At 33.1% G+C, this 16,862-nt stretch carries 15 protein-coding genes; 10 read left to right on the top strand and 5 right to left on the bottom strand.

Annotated features, from left to right (window positions below):
* Positions 1–33: 33 nt before the first annotated feature.
* The 6 genes from ACJAZK_RS00435 to ACJAZK_RS00460 all read left to right on the top strand — a co-directional run bounded on the left by ACJAZK_RS00435 (position 34) and on the right by ACJAZK_RS00460 (position 2,996).
* Positions 34–423, top strand: a complete 390-nt coding sequence (locus ACJAZK_RS00435; protein WP_415222062.1) for a VOC family protein — start codon at positions 34–36, stop codon at positions 421–423.
* Between the two features lie 45 nt (positions 424–468).
* Complete coding sequence (locus ACJAZK_RS00440; RefSeq protein ID WP_415222063.1) at positions 469–795, top strand: hypothetical protein; 327 nt, start codon at positions 469–471, stop codon at positions 793–795.
* Between the two features lie 285 nt (positions 796–1,080).
* Positions 1,081–1,572: a YtxH domain-containing protein gene (locus ACJAZK_RS00445; RefSeq protein WP_415222064.1), complete on the top strand. Its 492-nt coding sequence runs from the start codon at positions 1,081–1,083 to the stop codon at positions 1,570–1,572.
* Between the two features lie 104 nt (positions 1,573–1,676).
* Positions 1,677–2,000, top strand: a complete 324-nt coding sequence (locus ACJAZK_RS00450) for an ArsR/SmtB family transcription factor (protein WP_415222065.1) — start codon at positions 1,677–1,679, stop codon at positions 1,998–2,000.
* Positions 2,001–2,052: 52 nt separating this feature from the next.
* Positions 2,053–2,556: a DUF6428 family protein gene (locus ACJAZK_RS00455; protein ID WP_415222066.1), complete on the top strand. Its 504-nt coding sequence runs from the start codon at positions 2,053–2,055 to the stop codon at positions 2,554–2,556.
* A gap of 8 nt (positions 2,557–2,564) precedes the next feature.
* Positions 2,565–2,996: an arsenate reductase ArsC gene (locus tag ACJAZK_RS00460; RefSeq protein ID WP_415222067.1), complete on the top strand. Its 432-nt coding sequence runs from the start codon at positions 2,565–2,567 to the stop codon at positions 2,994–2,996.
* 1,110 nt (positions 2,997–4,106) lie between these two features.
* Here the strand turns inward: ACJAZK_RS00460 and ACJAZK_RS00465 are convergent.
* The 4 genes from ACJAZK_RS00465 to ACJAZK_RS00480 are packed head-to-tail and all read right to left on the bottom strand — an operon-like array spanning position 4,107 to position 8,689.
* Entirely contained in the window at positions 4,107–5,051 is a 945-nt protein-coding gene (locus ACJAZK_RS00465) for a carboxypeptidase-like regulatory domain-containing protein (RefSeq protein ID WP_415222068.1), read from the bottom strand.
* Positions 5,052–5,088: 37 nt separating this feature from the next.
* The gene (locus ACJAZK_RS00470; RefSeq protein ID WP_415222069.1) at positions 5,089–6,921 is read right to left on the bottom strand and encodes a GNAT family N-acyltransferase; all 1,833 of its coding nucleotides are present in this window, start codon (positions 6,919–6,921) and stop codon (positions 5,089–5,091) included.
* Between the two features lie 36 nt (positions 6,922–6,957).
* A complete protein-coding gene (locus ACJAZK_RS00475) occupies positions 6,958–8,208 on the bottom strand; it encodes an aspartate kinase (RefSeq protein WP_415222070.1) in 1,251 nt (416 codons plus the stop codon).
* 1 nt (position 8,209) lies between these two features.
* Positions 8,210–8,689: a GNAT family N-acetyltransferase gene (locus ACJAZK_RS00480; protein WP_415222071.1), complete on the bottom strand. Its 480-nt coding sequence runs from the start codon at positions 8,687–8,689 to the stop codon at positions 8,210–8,212.
* Positions 8,690–8,804: 115 nt separating this feature from the next.
* On the opposite strand from ACJAZK_RS00480, the gene fbp reads away from it, so the two are divergent.
* The gene (gene fbp, locus ACJAZK_RS00485; protein WP_415222072.1) at positions 8,805–9,815 is read left to right on the top strand and encodes a class 1 fructose-bisphosphatase; all 1,011 of its coding nucleotides are present in this window, start codon (positions 8,805–8,807) and stop codon (positions 9,813–9,815) included.
* A gap of 239 nt (positions 9,816–10,054) precedes the next feature.
* Here the strand turns inward: fbp and ACJAZK_RS00490 are convergent, their stop codons facing one another.
* Positions 10,055–10,486, bottom strand: a complete 432-nt coding sequence (locus tag ACJAZK_RS00490) for a TerB family tellurite resistance protein (protein WP_415222073.1) — start codon at positions 10,484–10,486, stop codon at positions 10,055–10,057.
* Between the two features lie 326 nt (positions 10,487–10,812).
* On the opposite strand from ACJAZK_RS00490, the gene mfd reads away from it, so the two are divergent.
* The 3 genes from mfd (at position 10,813) to ACJAZK_RS00505 (ending at position 16,470) form a co-directional block, all read left to right on the top strand.
* Positions 10,813–14,178 (top strand): transcription-repair coupling factor, encoded by a 3,366-nt coding sequence (mfd, locus tag ACJAZK_RS00495; RefSeq protein ID WP_415222074.1) that lies wholly within the window; start codon positions 10,813–10,815, stop codon positions 14,176–14,178.
* Positions 14,175–15,044, top strand: coding sequence for a DMT family transporter (locus ACJAZK_RS00500; protein ID WP_415222075.1), 870 nt, complete (start codon positions 14,175–14,177; stop codon positions 15,042–15,044). The genes mfd and ACJAZK_RS00500 overlap by 4 nt, the downstream gene beginning before the upstream one ends.
* Before the next feature lie 115 nt (positions 15,045–15,159).
* Positions 15,160–16,470: a TlpA family protein disulfide reductase gene (locus ACJAZK_RS00505; protein ID WP_415222076.1), complete on the top strand. Its 1,311-nt coding sequence runs from the start codon at positions 15,160–15,162 to the stop codon at positions 16,468–16,470.
* Positions 16,471–16,862: the final 392 nt, after the last annotated feature.

The following is a 16,862-nucleotide window of genomic DNA, read 5'->3' on the forward strand; positions in this document are numbered from 1 at the left end:
ATAAAATAACGATTAATTAATATAGGGATAGGAATGAAAAAAAGAGTGACAGGAATAGGCGGAATATTCTTCAAAAGTAAGGATCCTAAGGCATTAAAAGATTGGTATAGTAAATATTTAGGGTTTAATACAGATGATTATGGGAGTACATTTTGGTGGAAAGATAAAGAGGGTAATGAATGCTCTACGCAATGGAGTCCATTTAAAAATGATGCCAAATATTTTGAACCCTCTAAAAAAGAGTTCATGTTTAACTATCGAGTTGAAAACTTAAAAGAGTTATTAGTCACCTTAAAGGAAGAAGGAGTCACGATACTAGGCGAAATGGAAGCGCACAGCTATGGGAAATTTGGTTGGATCTTGGATAATGAAGGCAATAAAATTGAGCTTTGGGAACCAATTGAACAAGTTTTTAAGAAGTAATATAAAAAAAACGAAAAGTAAACTACTCATAAATAAATGATTAGAATGAGTAAAAAAAATGACAAGCGAGAGCAAGATTTAGATGCTATTGTGGAATCAACTGAAGGTTCTATAACAGAAACAACTGATGGTATTGTAGACAAAACAACTGAATTAAAAGAAAACGCAAGTGGCGCTTTTGATACTGCAAAAGAAAAAGCTAACGAATTATCTGCTGATGCTAAAGAAGCTTTCGGACACGCAAAAGATAAGGCAACTCATTTTATGGAGGGCGACGGAAAAGAAATGTTTAATGACGCAAAGCGTAAGGCTTCTCAATTGACAAGTAACTCTGTTGAGAAGTTTACTGAGTTTACAGATGATGCAAAATAAAAAACCGCAGAGTTCATAGAAGATGCTAAAGAAAAGGCGTCTAAGTTTTCAGGTGAAGCGGAAGTAACGTTAGGAGAATATGCTGATGTTGCCAAAGAGAAAGTTTCTGAATTTACTGAGAGGTCAGAATATAAATTAGAAGATTTTACAGAAGATGCTATAGAAACATATGCTAAGGCTAAAGAAAAAAAGGATTTTTTCAAAAGCTATTTGGTATAAAATAAAAGGATTATATATTAATTTTGTTAAATTTATAGGATAATCATAAATTAAACATATAGAAACATGTCAGATGATAATAAAAATTTGAGTGATGACCTTGACGATATGATAGGAGACGCAAAAGAAGGTGCTAAAAATGTAGGAGATAAAATTAGTAGTTCAGCCAAAGAATTTGCTAGTGATGCCAAAGAAAAAGCGTCTGAGTATGCTGATGAAGCTAAAGCTTCAACCAAGGAATTTGCAAATGCTGCTAAGCACGTTTTAGGGGATGGTAAGAATGTAGCAATAATTGCACATATTACATTAATAGGATGGATTATTGCCATTGTAATGAATAGCTCTAACAAAACGGAATATGGTTCATTTTATGTGCGTCAAGTTTTAGGGATTATGCTTCTAGGATTTGTTTGTAGTATTGTTCCTGTGGTTAATTTTATTGCATGGATTTTGCCCGTTGCGATGTGGATAATGAGCTTAATAGGGGCTTTAAGTGGAGAAAAAAAACCAGTATTTTTACTTGGAAACCAGTTTCAAGAGTGGTTTAAAAGTATATAATTTAAAAGCCAGGATTTTATATTCTGGCTTTTATTTTCATTTTATCATCGTAATATTGCAATATTACGATGATAAAGCTTATCTTTACGTTATAGTAATGAATTATGGGAGCGACAAAACGTTTTATTTATAATCAAAGTATTAATGAAGTTGCCAACATAGCAAAGGTGTTTGCACATCCTGCTCGTGTAGCTATCCTTAAATATATTAGTGAACAGGAAGGTTGTATCAACAACGACTTGGTTGATGAAATCGGATTATCACAAGCCACTATTTCGCAACATTTAAGTGTGATTGGTGATGCTGGTTTATTGAAAGGTCGATTTGAAGGAAAGAAAAAATGTTATTGCCTCAATATAGAACGCTTTGAAGAGTTTCAAATATTATTAAATTCTTTTTTTATAAATACAAAAACCAATTGCTGCTAGCCGATAATCAATACTATTTTACTTATGCGTCGAACTAAAAATTAGAACTAAAATGAAAACATTAGAACTATTCTCAATATTAGAACAACATCAAGACAAAACATTATTATTTGAATATACATCAAACAAATTTATAGGTGCTAATTACCACATTACTGAGGTTAAGCATATAAAAGTAGATTCAGTAGATTGTGGAGCACAAACCGATTCTTGGAATGAAACCATCATCCAACTTTGGGAAAGCCCTTTAGAGAGAAATAGAACTAAATATATGTCTGTTTTAAAAGCTTTAGCAATTTTAAAAACAGTTGGTAAAATGAGGTCTTATGACTTAGCTTCTGAAATCAAATTTGAATATAGTAACGCCTCGTTTCATACGGCACAATTATTTGTTAATGAGTTTAAAATAGAGGAGAATAAAGTCATATTCCAATTAGGTACAAAAAAAACAGATTGTAAAGCCAAAGAGTTGTGTGGTGTTCCAGAGATGGCTATAGATCGTTTAGAAAAAGAAACTGTTGAAGTCTGTTGTGATCCAAGTAGTAATTGTTGTTAAAATATCATATGAAAAACATTCTAATACTCTGTACTGGTAATTCTTGTAGGAGCCAAATGGCTCACGGCTATCTTAATATATTAACCAAAGGCAAAGCAAACATCTATAGTGCAGGAATTGAAACCCACGGTTTAAATACTGGTGCAGTTTCTATTATGAAGGGAGATGATATAGATATTTCTGATCATACATCTAACCATGTCGATGAGTATGCCCAAATTGACTTTGATATTATTATTACTGTTTGTGACCATGCAAATGAAAATTGTCCATATATCCCAAGTATGAATGCTTTAAGATTACATCATAATTTTTTTGATCCTTCAAAAGTGATGGGCTCAGACCAGGAAAAGTACGACGCTTTTTTAAAAGCTAGTACTGAGATTAAGAATTACGTAAAAGATTTTGTAAATACTCACTTCGCTTCCTCTAAGCTATAATCTAGAGGTAGGCGATCTCCAATTCTTAAATCTGCCATATACCCAATAAGAGAGAAAGCTTCTATTGGATTCTAGTTTCCAAAGTTGTCTATAATGAACTCTGTATTAAAATATATGTTTTGTGTTTTCGCTTTCTTCTTTTTTTTGAAAGTTTTAGCAATAATTGAGGAATTAAAGTATCTCCATCTTTAAAAGGCATTTTCTTTTTTGGTTTTTGCTTTCGATAATTGTAGATTTTTGGTGATGTTATATCAGATTGCAACTTATTTTTATAAAGAACAGATAAAGGAACACGCAACTTTACTTTAAAAAGCATATTACTATCTGTCTTGGATACAGAAATATATTTTTCTTCTTTTAGATTTTACTTTGATAATGCTCTCATAAAATGTAAAAGAGACCCCTTGTAGGCTTTCTGTCTATTCTTAATTGCTTCTATATTTTGAGAACCTTCTAAGGAGGTATAAATGATGTGCCTTTATAAAAAACAGATTTTATTACAAAATCTTTTGTTTCAAGATTAACGTAACTAAAATCGATGCCAAAGATCCCTATTTCAAAAGATACTAAATATTGTAAATCCTCATTTTTAACTAGTATTGGCTTGTTTGCAAAAGCAGAAATTCTTTTTTGTTTCTTATCGTATCTGAATATCAAATCATCTTCATTTAAAATAGTACAAGATTTAGCTATTTTAGAATGACCTAGAAATTGTTCTCTAATTTTTTTAAGTTTTAATTCTCTAGTAATTCCATCAAAACTGTTTATTCAAACTTCATCAAGTATATTTGGAGATTCTTTTAATATAATTTTATAAATTGAATTGGTGTCATAATCCTTAATAGCTACTTTTTCATAACCAATAAATGAAATAACTAAGTCAGAGCTAATATTTTCGCTTTTTTATATTTCAAATTCACCTTTATTATTGGTAGATGTACCTATGGTCATGTTATCAAAGTATACAGAAGCACTATTCAATGGGTAAATTGGTTGTAGCATCTAATACGATACCTGTAATTGTTTGTGAATAACTAAAGCAAGAGATAAAATAAAAACATAAAATGGTTAATTTCATTTTTATAAAATTTACGGCCACACTTGTTAAAATTAATGTTCCATTTCAAAATCCAATGGCAAGGAATCTCCGATGCGTTGGTTTCCCATATCACCGCCAAAGATGACATCTTCTATTGGAGCATAATTTCCATATTTGTCTATTTTGAACTGGGTAGTGGATGTTTGAATAATAGATGCAATGGTGCCTTTATAAAAGATATTGAGTTTCTCTTTTAAAGTTACTGTTTTATAACCGTAATCATTGAGCGTAGACAGCATAAAATACTCATATGGGTTTACTGTGAAGCCTTTAACACCAAAAACATAATCATTTTCTTGTAATTGCTTGTTAAATAATGATCGTATAAAATGTAGAACAGAACCTTTATAGGCTCTTGCTCTATTTTTAGCTATGCTTTTTTTTTGTGTAGTATTCAGGTCTTTGTAAAATGATGTGCCTGAGTACAACACAGATGTTACTCCCCAATTTCCTAATGTCATTTCAAAATCAATAATGTCAAAACTAATTTCGTATTTCAAATTTTTATTCTTGATCAGTATGGGCCTGTTGCTCCAAGCCGATAATGTTTTTTTACGTTTATTGTAACGTAACTTTATATCTTTTTCATTAAGAATTCTGCAGGATTTTCCGTTTTCAGATTTGCCTAAAAACTCTCGTTTGAATTTCTTCATCTTTAACTCTCGAGACATACCGTCGTCTGCATCAATAACAACAATGCCTAGTTCGTTAATAGATTCTTTTAATAGAATCTTGATACTGTTTTTAGTACGATAGTCAGCAATAAGCACTTTTTCATAACCCAAAAATGAAATCACTAGAGTCGATTTAACGGCGTCTGTGAATTCAATAGAAAAATAGCCTTTATCATTAGTAGTTGTTCCTATAGTTGTGTTATCGAAATAAATACTAACAGATTCTAATGGGGTATTTGTTACTGCATCCAAAACGGTTCCAGAAAATGTTTGTGCGTGCATATTAATAGCACATAAAAAAAGAAAAAAAGAAATAAATCTATTCATCACTATTGCTCGAAAACTTACGTTCTAACTCTGCTTGAAACTCCTCCATTACTGGTTTTACAGTGCTTTCAGGTAAATCTGCAATTTTGATATACATCAAGCCGTCTACCGAGTTATTAAACAAAGGGTCCACATTAAAAGCTACAAGCCTCGCATTTTGCTTGATATATTTTTTTAAAAGCACAGGTAAACGCAATGCGCCAGGTTCAATCTCGTCTATGATTTTATCAAACTTATTTAAATCTGCTTCGGTTTCATCAAAAACAAAATCCTTATCGGCATCTTTAAGTTTAACTTTAAATTCTTTTTTAGGATGAACGTATTGCGCTACATAAGGATCGTAATAATGCGATTTCATAAACTCAATCATAAGAGATTTTGAAAAATTAGAAAACTGGTCACTAATGCTTACACCTCCTATTAAATATTTGTGTTCCGGATAACGCAATGTCGTGTGCACGATGCCTTTCCAAAGTAAAAATAAAGGCATTGGTTTTTGCTGGTATTCTTTAATTATAAATGCGCGACCCATTTCTATAGATTCACTCATCATTTTATAAAGTTCTGGCTCAAACCTAAACAAATCTTGAAGATAAAAGCCGTCAATACCATAGCGTTCAAAAATTTTAGAACCTAATCCCATTCTATAAGCTCCAACAATTTTTTTGGTGTTGGTATCCCATAAAAACATATGGTGGTAATAGGTGTCAAAACTATCTAAATCAATAGCTTCGTTTGTTCCTTCTCCAATTTCTCTAAATGTAATTTCTCGCAAACGACCAATTTCATGCAGTATGTTTGGGATGAGTTTAGCTTCGGTCAAATAGACCTCGTAATTTTTACTTTCAAGCAATCTAAAATCACCTTCTTTTAAAGCATTTACTTCACTTGCCATTTTTTCTGCACTTACAGATCCTACGATACGCTTAGGCGGTTTTGCTGGAGGCTTCAATGTATTAGATATATTATCTAAAATTTTAGGTTTATCTTCGAAAGAATTCGATAAAATATACGTTTTTCGTCTTATGAAATGTGAGAAATCAGATAATGATTTATGTTCTTTTTGATCACTCACTGAAATAGCACGACCAATTCTAACCTTAATAACTCTATTTTTTTGAGTTAGTACTTCCGAAGGTAGTTTTGCAGTTCTGAGGGTGTCACTAACCTTAGAGAGCTTATAAAACAGCCTACTGTTTTTAGCATGGAAATAAATAGGCACAACAGGGACTTCTGCTTTTTGAATCAATTTCATTGCAGCTTCTTCCCATGGTCTGTCAACTACGAGTTTTCCGTCTTTATAAGTAGAGACTTCTCCTGCAGGAAATATACCCAATGGATGACCATCTCTCAAATGTAAAATCGCATTTTTAAAACCCGTAATACTAGATTTTACATCCTTTCTGTCTTCAAATGGGTTAACAGGCATTATGTAAGGCTTTAAAGGCTCTATTCTATGCAATAAAAAATTGGCTATAATCTTGAAATCCTGACGTTGCTCAATCATAAGTTTAAGCAGGAGAATCCCGTCTATTCCTCCAAGCGGATGATTGGATACCGTAATATAAGCACCATCTTTTGGAAGACGTTTTAAATCTTCTTCAGGAATTTCAAATTTAATTTGAAAATCATCTAATATGGCATCCAAAAATTCACCATCTCTTAAATGCTTATTGCGTTTGTAAAACCTGTTGATTGTAGATATTTTTAAGACTTTCATCAATAACCACCCAAAAAACGTGCCTATAAAGCCATACTTGTCCGCATTAATTACTTTTGCGACCTCTCTCGCGGTAACTAATCCTTTATCTTGTTCTTTGGTCATATCTGATTAATAGTAACGGTAAAAATAGTGAATTCTTTATTGAGTTACTATTTGAATTGTCTCTTGAGTTAACTGTTTTAAAAGTAGTTCTTTATCTTTCTCTAGGGAAGCAATAGCCTGTTCGTTATAATGTCTCACAGTATAAAGACTTACATTGTCATTAATTGTTACTTTAAATTTTGCTTTAAGATGCTGAAGCAAACGTTCTAAATTATTATAAGTATTTTCAAAACATACCGAAAAACTAATCGCGGAATTCTGGATCACATCAACTTTCATTTTATAAAGGTGTAGTAATTTAAATATTTCACTGATATTTTCTTCAACGATATAACTAAAATCTAGCGATGATAAAGAAATCAATACTTGATTCTTTTTCACGATGAAGCAGGGCACGTTTGGTTCTATGCCTACCCCTTTGCCCACGCGTGTTCCTGCGTCTATAGGGTTTAAAAACGATTTCACAAACAAAGGAATTTCTTTTTGCTGTAAAGGTTGTAAGGTTTTAGGGTGAATTACTGAAGCGCCATAAAATGCCAATTCTATAGCCTCTCTATAAGAAATAGTATTTAGTAGTTGTGCGTTTTCAAAATAACGTGGATCGGCATTTAAAACACCTGGTACATCTTTCCAAATGGTGACACTTTCAGCATTTAAACAATAGGCAAAAATAGCGGCTGAGTAATCACTTCCTTCTCGTCCTAATGTCGTTGTGAAATTATTGGCATCGCTACCTAAAAAGCCTTGAGTTATATTTAGGACCTTAGTATCTAAGTTGGTTTTTATATTGTTTTGTGTTTGTTCCCAATCCACATTAGACCTGCGATAATAATCATCGGTTTTAATAAATTCACGCACATCTAACCACTTGTTTTTTAAACCAACCTCATTAAGATAAGCACTTATAATGGTGGTGGATGTTAATTCCCCAAAACCAATGACTTGGTCATAAACAAAATTATAATCTGGAGATTTATTCCGAAGAAAAAATCCGTCTAAATCTCCAAAAATTGAAGATACTTTTTTAAATGCAGGATGTTGTACATTTTCAAAAAGGTCTAATAAAATCTTGTTATGGAACTGCTTAATCTCTTGAATTGAGCTTTGTAATTCAGATTTATTTTCAAAATAATTTTTTATAACCAACTCAAGTGCATTAGTCATTTTGCCCATTGCAGAGACAACGACTAATGTGTTTTCATAACCAACTTGCTGTAATACACGAGCTAGGTTTTTTACACCTTCAGCATTTTTAACTGAAGCTCCTCCAAATTTGAATACTTGCATGTTATATATTTGATATATAATTTTTTATGGCGTCTTCATTAAGATGAACAACATCCCAATCACGTTTGACATCTGCGCCTTTCTTTTCGTAAAAAATAATAGCAGGCTCGTTCCAGTCTATAACCTCCCAGCTTATGCGTTTAACACCTAAATTATGACCGTATTTTACAACCTCATCTAAAAGTGCAGTGCCTAACCCTGAACCTCTTTTATTTTGGCTCACAATCAAATCTTCTAAATGTAAGATAGATCCTTTCCAAGTAGAAAAACGATTATAAACCAAAGCGATACCTTCTATAATACCTTCGCTTTCTGCAACAAAACAAACAAACTGTTTTGGATTTTCAAAGGCGGCTTGTTCTAAATCCTTTACAGTAACTTCTACAGCGTGAGGTTCTTTTTCAAAAACTGCTAATTCAAGGATGAGTTCTAGTACTCTCGGTAAGTCTTTTTTTGTGGCTTGGCGAATGGAGAAAGGCATATTTTTTCTTTAGCCCAAATATAGTTTAAACTATAGTATTACAGGATACAATAATTGCACGAAAACGTTGTAGTTGAACAAAAAAATAAGATATTTGTAAAAACAAACACATTATATGTCTCGACAAAACCAAACGCTAGGTGAATTCATTATTGAAAATCAATCCTCTTTTAAATATACGTCTGGTGAGTTATCCCGACTTATAAATTCTATTCGTTTAGCGGCAAAAGTTGTTAATCACGAAGTTAATAAAGCAGGACTTGTAGATATGATTGGTGCTGCAGGAGACACCAATATTCAAGGCGAAGACCAACAAAAGCTAGATGTATATGCTAATGAAAAGTTCATCCAAACCATGACTAAACGTAATATCGTTTGTGGTATTGCCAGTGAAGAGGAAGACGATTTTATTGCGATTAACAGCCAAGATGAGAACAATCAAAATAAGTATATTGTTTTAATAGACCCTTTAGATGGCTCCTCAAATATTGATGTGAATGTTTCTGTTGGAACCATTTTTTCTATTTATAGACGCGTGACTCCTGTTGGAACACCGGTAACTATAGATGATTTCCTTCAAAAAGGGAATCAACAAGTAGCTGCAGGGTATATTGTTTACGGGACGTCAACTATGATTGTATATACAACGGGTTATGGCGTTAATGGGTTTACACTAAATCCAGCTATTGGTACATTTTATTTATCGCACCCAGATATGCGCTTTCCAGACGATGGCAAGATTTACTCAGTAAACGAAGGTAATTATATTCACTTTCCGCAAGGGATAAAAAATTATATCAAATATTGCCAACAAGAAGAAGGGGATCGTCCATATACAAGTCGTTATATTGGGTCTTTAGTATCAGATTTTCATAGAAATATGATTAAAGGCGGTATTTATTTATATCCAAAAAGTTCAACGAATTCTAACGGGAAACTTCGTTTACTCTATGAGTGTAATCCCATGGCATTTATAGCAGAGCAAGCCCAGGGTAGGGCTAGTGACGGCTTTACGAGAATTATGGATATTGAACCTACAGAGCTCCATCAACGTGTCCCATTTATTTGCGGAAGTAAAAACATGGTAGAAAAAGCTGAGGAGTTTATGCGTGATGCAGCGGTTTAAAGATTTTTTTCCCTGCCTGCAAGTAGGTTTGGAAATTAGAAGTCTTACAAGGTTTTGGAGCGTTAAAATGATTTTAGTTTTACACGATATCCTGCTGGTGACGGTCTATGGCATGTGTTTTTAAATACTGCATTTAAAGAGTATATTGACAAATCAAATTATATTTCATAAAAAAACAGCTGCTATTTAAGTGGCTGTTTTTTTTTAATTTTTAAAATGTTCAATAGATAAACAAGTTATTATTGATTCATGGTTTTAATTTCCGCCATAAATGTATCTAAATCTACACCATTACTCACCAAAGTTAAAGCTTTATCAACCACATATTTTACGTTTTTCGAAGAGAAACCTAATCCAATAGCAATTTTACATAATACAATCTCTTCGTGGTCTCCCTTAATATGATCTACATAAACCATACGCGCTAAATCATATAAACGTTCTAAACGGTTATCATAAGATGTTGGTGGGTTAACAGGATGTGATTTGTAGTTTTTTAAGATCTCAGCATAATTATTTTCACCAATTTCTAAACGTTTCGCTGTACGGTCTAAAAACGCTTTTTCTTCTTCTGTAATAATTCCATCGTCCATGGCAACTCTAACTATAGAGGCAAAGTGGTCTTCGTTTCTTTTTTTGAATCCGCTATCAAATAAATCTGAAAATGACATAATTTTTTTTTAAAGTGGCACAAATATAGTTTTATTAATACATTTTTACGATGAACTTATCTTGACTTTTTGGATTTAATCAAAAATACAGTAAAATTTTGTCTACATGAGTTACTTTACGAACGTAAGAGCACCTCTATGCTTAAAAAAAAGCAACAAAAAAAGGGCGAATTATAGCTATTACTTCCAGCAGGTATTGAAGTATTAAGAAATAGAAAAAGTCAAGATGAGTTCACTAGGAAGTAAGACAAAAAATTTATCTTTGCACAAAATAAAATGTTTTGAGTAAATCCATTCTCTCGCAAACGTATGTAAAGGTTTTGCAAATGCAAAATCTACACGCTGCTATTGCCAATTCCCAAAACAAAGTACATCTTAAAGGTCTTGTTGGGTCATCATTATCACTGGTTATAAGCGAAAGTTTTAAATCTGCAGAGCTTCCATTTCTACTTATCTTTAATGATAAAGAAGAGGCTGCTTTTTACCTTAATGATTTAGAAGCGTTATTGAGCGATAAAGATGTGCTTTTTTATCCAGGAAGTTATAGAAGACCATATCAAATAGAACAAACCGATAATGTCAACGTTTTACTAAGAGCAGAGGTGTTAAACCGTATTAATTCACGTAAAAAACCATCAATAATCGTAACCTATCCAGATGCGCTTTTTGAAAAAGTAGTCACGCGTCGTGAGCTAGAAAAGAACACGTTAAAAATTGCAGTTGGTGACGAACTTTCATTAGATTTTGTTAACGAGGTCTTATTTGAGTACAAATTTAAGCGTGTAGATTTTGTAACTGAACCTGGAGAGTTTTCCGTTCGTGGTGGCATTGTAGATGTCTTTTCATTTTCAAATGATGAGCCTTATCGTATTGAATTTTTTGGTGATGACGTAGATAGTATTAGAACTTTTGACGTAGAGACTCAATTATCGACAGAGCAGATTAAAAAAATAAGTGTTATCCCTAATGTAGCCAATAAGTTTTTGGATGAAAATAGGCAGAGTTTCTTGAAATATATCGCTCAAAAAACGGTGATATTCTCTAAAAACACAGACCTTTTCTTCTCTAGAATTGATGATTTCTTCGGAAAAGCCGAAGACACATTTAAAAATCTTTCTTCGGAAATTAAACATGCGTCACCAAAAGAACTCTTCTGTAGCTCTGAAGAACTAAAACGTCAATTATTGGGGTTTAGTTTGGTTGAATTTGGGACGTCGGCGAATTTCAGTAAAAATAAATCAAAGAGTTCTGTCACATCGAGCGAAGTCGAGATGCACAACAAAGAGTTTCTCGACTCCGCTCGAAATGATAGTTACGTTATAACATTCAATACAACTCCTCAACCATCCTTTAATAAACAGTTTGATTTATTAATTGAAGATCTTAATTTGCATCATGATAGAGGATACACTAATTATATAGCGTGCGCAAGTGAGCAACAAGCCAAGCGTTTTCATGATATTTTCGATGACGTAGAACAAGATGTGCATTACCAAACTATTGTTTTGTCCTTATATCAAGGATTTGTAGACCATAATCAAAAAATCACCTGTTATACAGACCATCAAATTTTTGAACGTTACCATAAATTTCATCTTAAAAATGGTTATGCTAAAAAGCAGGCGATTACTCTTAAGGAACTCACTAATCTTGACATTGGAGATTATGTTACGCATATTGACCATGGGATTGGAAAGTTTGGTGGACTCCAAAAAATTGATGTTGAAGGCAAAAAACAAGAAGCCATAAAATTAGTCTATGGAGAGCGTGATGTGTTGTATTTAAGTATTCATTCGCTACATAAAATCACTAAGTTTAATGGTAAGGATGGGAAACCACCAAAAATCTATAAACTAGGGAGTAAAGCATGGAAAACTCTTAAGCAAAAAACAAAATCTAGAGTTAAAGAAATTGCTTTTAATTTAATTCAGGTTTATGCCAAACGTAAATTAGAAAAGGGTTATCAATATAAACCAGATAGTTATTTGCAGCATGAGTTAGAAGCTTCATTTATCTATGAAGATACTCCAGATCAAATCACGTCTACTGCAGATATAAAAGCAGATATGGAAAACGAGCGTCCAATGGATCGTCTCGTATGTGGAGATGTAGGTTTTGGTAAGACAGAAGTTGCTATTCGAGCGGCTTTTAAAGCTGTAGATAACGGGAAGCAGGTGGCTGTTTTAGTGCCAACCACTATTTTGGCGTATCAACATCATAAAACGTTTACTGAACGTCTCAAGGATTTCCCAGTAACTGTAGATTACTTAAATCGCTTTAGAACAGCAAAAGAAAAACGAGAAACTCTTGATAAATTAGAAAAAGGTCACGTAGATATTATTATTGGAACTCATCAATTGGTCAATAAAAATGTTAAATTCAGTGACCTAGGGCTGCTTATCGTTGATGAAGAACAAAAGTTTGGCGTAGCTGTAAAAGAGAAACTAAAAACGCTTAAAGATAATGTGGATGTGTTGACATTGACTGCAACACCAATTCCAAGAACCTTGCAGTTTAGTTTGATGGCAGCACGTGATTTATCCGTGATTACAACGCCACCTCCAAATCGTTATCCTATCGAGAGTCATGTGATTAGGTTTGGTGAAGAAATTATTAGAGATGCTGTGAGCTATGAGATTGAGCGAGGCGGACAAATCTTCTTTATCCACAATCGCATTGAGAATATAAAAGAGGTTGCCGGTATGATTCAACGATTAGTACCTGATGCTAAAATTGGGATTGGTCATGGGCAACTAGATGGTAAAAAATTAGAAACGCTAATGCTAGCTTTTATGAATGGTGAGTTTGATGTACTTGTAAGTACAACCATTGTAGAAAGTGGATTGGACGTGCCAAATGCGAATACAATTTTTATTAACAATGCGAATAACTTTGGATTGAGTGATTTGCATCAAATGCGTGGACGTGTAGGTAGAAGTAATAAAAAAGCGTTCTGCTATTTTATCACACCTGATTATTCTGCTATGACTGATGATGCAAGAAAGCGTATTACAGCATTAGAACAATTTACTGAATTAGGTAGCGGATTTAATATCGCTATGAAAGATCTCGAAATTAGAGGTGCTGGTGATTTATTAGGAGGTGAACAAAGTGGATTTATCAACGAGATTGGATTTGATACATATCAAAAAATTCTTAATGAAGCCATTGAAGAACTTAAAGACAATGAATTTAAAGACCTCTATCAGGATGATGGGAAAGAAAAAGAGTATGTCAAGGACATCACTATTGATACTGATTTTGAATTGCTCTTTCCAGATGACTACGTCAATAATATTAAAGAACGCTTAAATCTGTACACCAAACTCAATACATTCAAAACCGAAGAAGAACTTCAGAAATTTGAATCTGAAATCATAGATCGTTTTGGAGAATTACCAATTCAAGTGGTTGATTTGTTAAATAGTGTGCGTGTTAAATGGATTGCTGCAAAAATAGGGTTAGAGAAAATCATTATGAAGAAAGGGCGTTTTGTAGGCTATTTCATAAACGATCAAAACAGTGCGTTTTATCAAAGTCCTAATTTTACAAAGGTGCTTAAATATGTGCAAACGCATCCTGGGCAATGTAAAATGAAGGAAAAGCAAACGAGGAACGGGTTGCGTTTACTCTTAACATTTGAACAAATTAGATCTGTAAAACAAGTGCTGAGTAAATTAGAGGGCATATGAAAGATGCACATCTAAAGCATGTGCTATGGTTAACGTTAGCCACAATATGTATTAGTACTTCTGGAGCTTTAGGCAAATATATAGATATGCCAACACCAGTTATTATTTGGTGGAGATCTGCTTTTGCAGCTTTGTTTTTGTTCATGTATTGCAAATTTAAGGGGGTTTCATTGAAGGTTAATACAGGTCAGGATAAACTTACGTTCTTTTTAGGTGCACTTTTTTTAGGTGCACATTGGATTACTTATTTCTATGCGTTAAAGCTATCTAGTGTTGCGATTGGCATGTTGTCTCTTTTTACGTTTCCAATAATCACAGCTATTTTGGAACCTTTGTTTTCTAAAGTAAAATTTGATCCTATTCATATTGTTCTCGGAGTTTTAGTATTGGTAGGAATTTATTTTTTAGCACCAGATTTTGATTTAGAAAGTTCTCAACTTAAGGGCGTTTTGTTTGGATTGTTTTCGGCAATCTGTTACGCTATTAGAACATTGATGTTAAAACAGCACGTTTTAGTGTATAATGGCAGTACGCTTATGTTTTATCAGGTTTTAATTTTGGCTATAGTCCTATTGCCGGCGCTACCAATTCTTGGAACCTCTGAGATTAAAACTCAATTCCCATATGTGATTGTACTTGCATTATTAACGACTGCTATTGGTCATACGATGTTTATCCATAGTCTTAAATACTTTCAAGTAAGTACAGCTAGTATCATAAGTAGCACCCAACCAATTTTCGGAATTATTATTGCGTTTGTATTCTTAAACGAGATTCCAACATGGAATACATTTGTTGGAGGATCACTTATCATTTCTACGGTAGTTATCGAAAGTATAAGATCAAAAAGCAAAATGAAAGAATAAAATTCAGATATTTGATTTGATATTTTAAAATCTTATCCTAGAAGGTTTTCGAAACTTTGCAGGTTTGAAATCTAATATAACCCTTCACCTTGATGAAGATGAAAATAAAATTTTGATGAAAAAAATATTGTTTTTACTGGCCTTAATTCCATCATATATTGTTGCTCAACACAGTATAGGTGGTACGTTCACTCCTGTAGAAGAGTACTCTTACGCATTTTTATATCAAGCGACTCCAACGGGTTCAAATTATATAGATAGGGCACAATTGGACGAAGACGGAAGTTTTAGTATTCCTTTTGATTCTAAGTCCACACCTGGGGTTTATAAGATTGTTTATGCGCTTCCATCAGAAGATAATAACTTCGATTTTATTTATAATGGAAAAGAATCGGTTGTATTCTCGTTTAGTGTAGACGATGGCTTAGAATTTAAAGACAGTAATGAGAATAAATTGTGGGCCTCTTATATTAAAAGTATGGAAATGGTGAATAGGACCATAAGTAGCTTTTATGCCCAAGAGAGTGTCGATAAGAAAGGGTATTTAGAAATTATCAAAACATTGAGCGACACTCAAGCTGCCTATGAGGAGTCTTCAGAAGGAACAGTGGCTTTTGTGTTTATTAAGGCTAATTCACCTTATGTGCCAAAGGGATTTGAAGATTTGTCAACCTATTCAAAAAACTTAAAACATACGTATTTAGAGCATGTTGATTTTGGTAGTTCACTATTACAGAGTTCAGATTTTCTTGTTGATCGTGTTATGGCGTATATCTTCGGAATGTCTGCAAATACTAGTAATGAAATCTATAAAAGGGATATTGACGGATTGATGACAAGAATTGGTGACGGAAACCTAGAAATAAAAACCTTTCTATTCGAAATTGTTTGGAGACGTTTTAAAGGGATGGAGAATCCGGAACTTGCTAATTACGTTACAGATAAATACCTGTTACAATTGACAGAGCTTACTAAATACGATACGCTAAATGAGCAGTTGCTCGTGTATAAAAATAATACAGTTGGTAATACAGCGTCAAATTTTGATTTGTCATATGTAAAGGATGGAGAGACACTTACTTCTACATTGTATGATCTGGATCTTACAGATCAATATTTAGTGATTTTTTGGAGCAGTACCTGTGGACACTGCCTTGAAGAGTTACCTAAGGTGAAACAAATTGTAGAAGAGAAAAAAGAGCTCACAGTTATAGCGATAGGTTTAGAGGATGATGTTGAGAACTGGCAAAAAATGACTGCCAACTATCAAAATTTTATTCATGTTTTAGGATTAGGTAAATGGGATAACCCAATCTCTGGTGCTTATGGTATAGAATCAACACCTTCTTTTTTCTTATTAGATAAAGACAAGACTATCATTGCAAAACCTTACGATGCTGATGCTTTAAGAAGCCTTTTGAAATAAGGTACGCTTGATTGAATTGAGCTCATTTCCGAAGAAAATAAATTGACATATTTTAATAATAAAATCCTTTACTACAATTGAAAGGCTCTTTTTCCCACATTTAAAGTGTGACTTTACTGCTGGTTTAGAGTGATTATATCTTCAACATCACTCTCTTTGTCTCTAAATTTTGTTTGCAACTACATTTTTGATTTGATGGATAGAAAGAATAATCATTACAATTAGGGTAAAATTATTAATGTGCTATATGCAAATAGGACATTGGGGCCTATGCTAGGTTACATCTTCGTGAGTAATTAATTCAACGAAGAAGACTAAATCACTGTAGTGTATCAAGATGGTGTTAGAAAGTAAGTCTATAGTCTTCTTTTGCTGGAGGTTAAATACTAATT

It is taken from the genome of Psychroserpens sp. (assembly GCF_047633235.1).
Classification (GTDB): domain Bacteria; phylum Bacteroidota; class Bacteroidia; order Flavobacteriales; family Flavobacteriaceae; genus Psychroserpens.

Coding starts and splice junctions, on each gene's coding strand:
- ACJAZK_RS00435 (WP_415222062.1), top strand. CDS start 34: ATGAAAAAAAGAGTGACAGGAATAGGCGGAATATTCTTCAAAAGTAAG.
- ACJAZK_RS00440 (WP_415222063.1), top strand. CDS start 469: ATGAGTAAAAAAAATGACAAGCGAGAGCAAGATTTAGATGCTATTGTG.
- ACJAZK_RS00445 (WP_415222064.1), top strand. CDS start 1,081: ATGTCAGATGATAATAAAAATTTGAGTGATGACCTTGACGATATGATA.
- ACJAZK_RS00450 (WP_415222065.1), top strand. CDS start 1,677: ATGGGAGCGACAAAACGTTTTATTTATAATCAAAGTATTAATGAAGTT.
- ACJAZK_RS00455 (WP_415222066.1), top strand. CDS start 2,053: ATGAAAACATTAGAACTATTCTCAATATTAGAACAACATCAAGACAAA.
- ACJAZK_RS00460 (WP_415222067.1), top strand. CDS start 2,565: ATGAAAAACATTCTAATACTCTGTACTGGTAATTCTTGTAGGAGCCAA.
- ACJAZK_RS00465 (WP_415222068.1), bottom strand. CDS start 5,051: ATGCACGCACAAACATTTTCTGGAACCGTTTTGGATGCAGTAACAAAT.
- ACJAZK_RS00470 (WP_415222069.1), bottom strand. CDS start 6,921: ATGACCAAAGAACAAGATAAAGGATTAGTTACCGCGAGAGAGGTCGCA.
- ACJAZK_RS00475 (WP_415222070.1), bottom strand. CDS start 8,208: ATGCAAGTATTCAAATTTGGAGGAGCTTCAGTTAAAAATGCTGAAGGT.
- ACJAZK_RS00480 (WP_415222071.1), bottom strand. CDS start 8,689: ATGCCTTTCTCCATTCGCCAAGCCACAAAAAAAGACTTACCGAGAGTA.
- fbp (WP_415222072.1), top strand. CDS start 8,805: ATGTCTCGACAAAACCAAACGCTAGGTGAATTCATTATTGAAAATCAA.
- ACJAZK_RS00490 (WP_415222073.1), bottom strand. CDS start 10,486: ATGTCATTTTCAGATTTATTTGATAGCGGATTCAAAAAAAGAAACGAA.
- mfd (WP_415222074.1), top strand. CDS start 10,813: ATGCAAAATCTACACGCTGCTATTGCCAATTCCCAAAACAAAGTACAT.
- ACJAZK_RS00500 (WP_415222075.1), top strand. CDS start 14,175: ATGAAAGATGCACATCTAAAGCATGTGCTATGGTTAACGTTAGCCACA.
- ACJAZK_RS00505 (WP_415222076.1), top strand. CDS start 15,160: ATGAAAAAAATATTGTTTTTACTGGCCTTAATTCCATCATATATTGTT.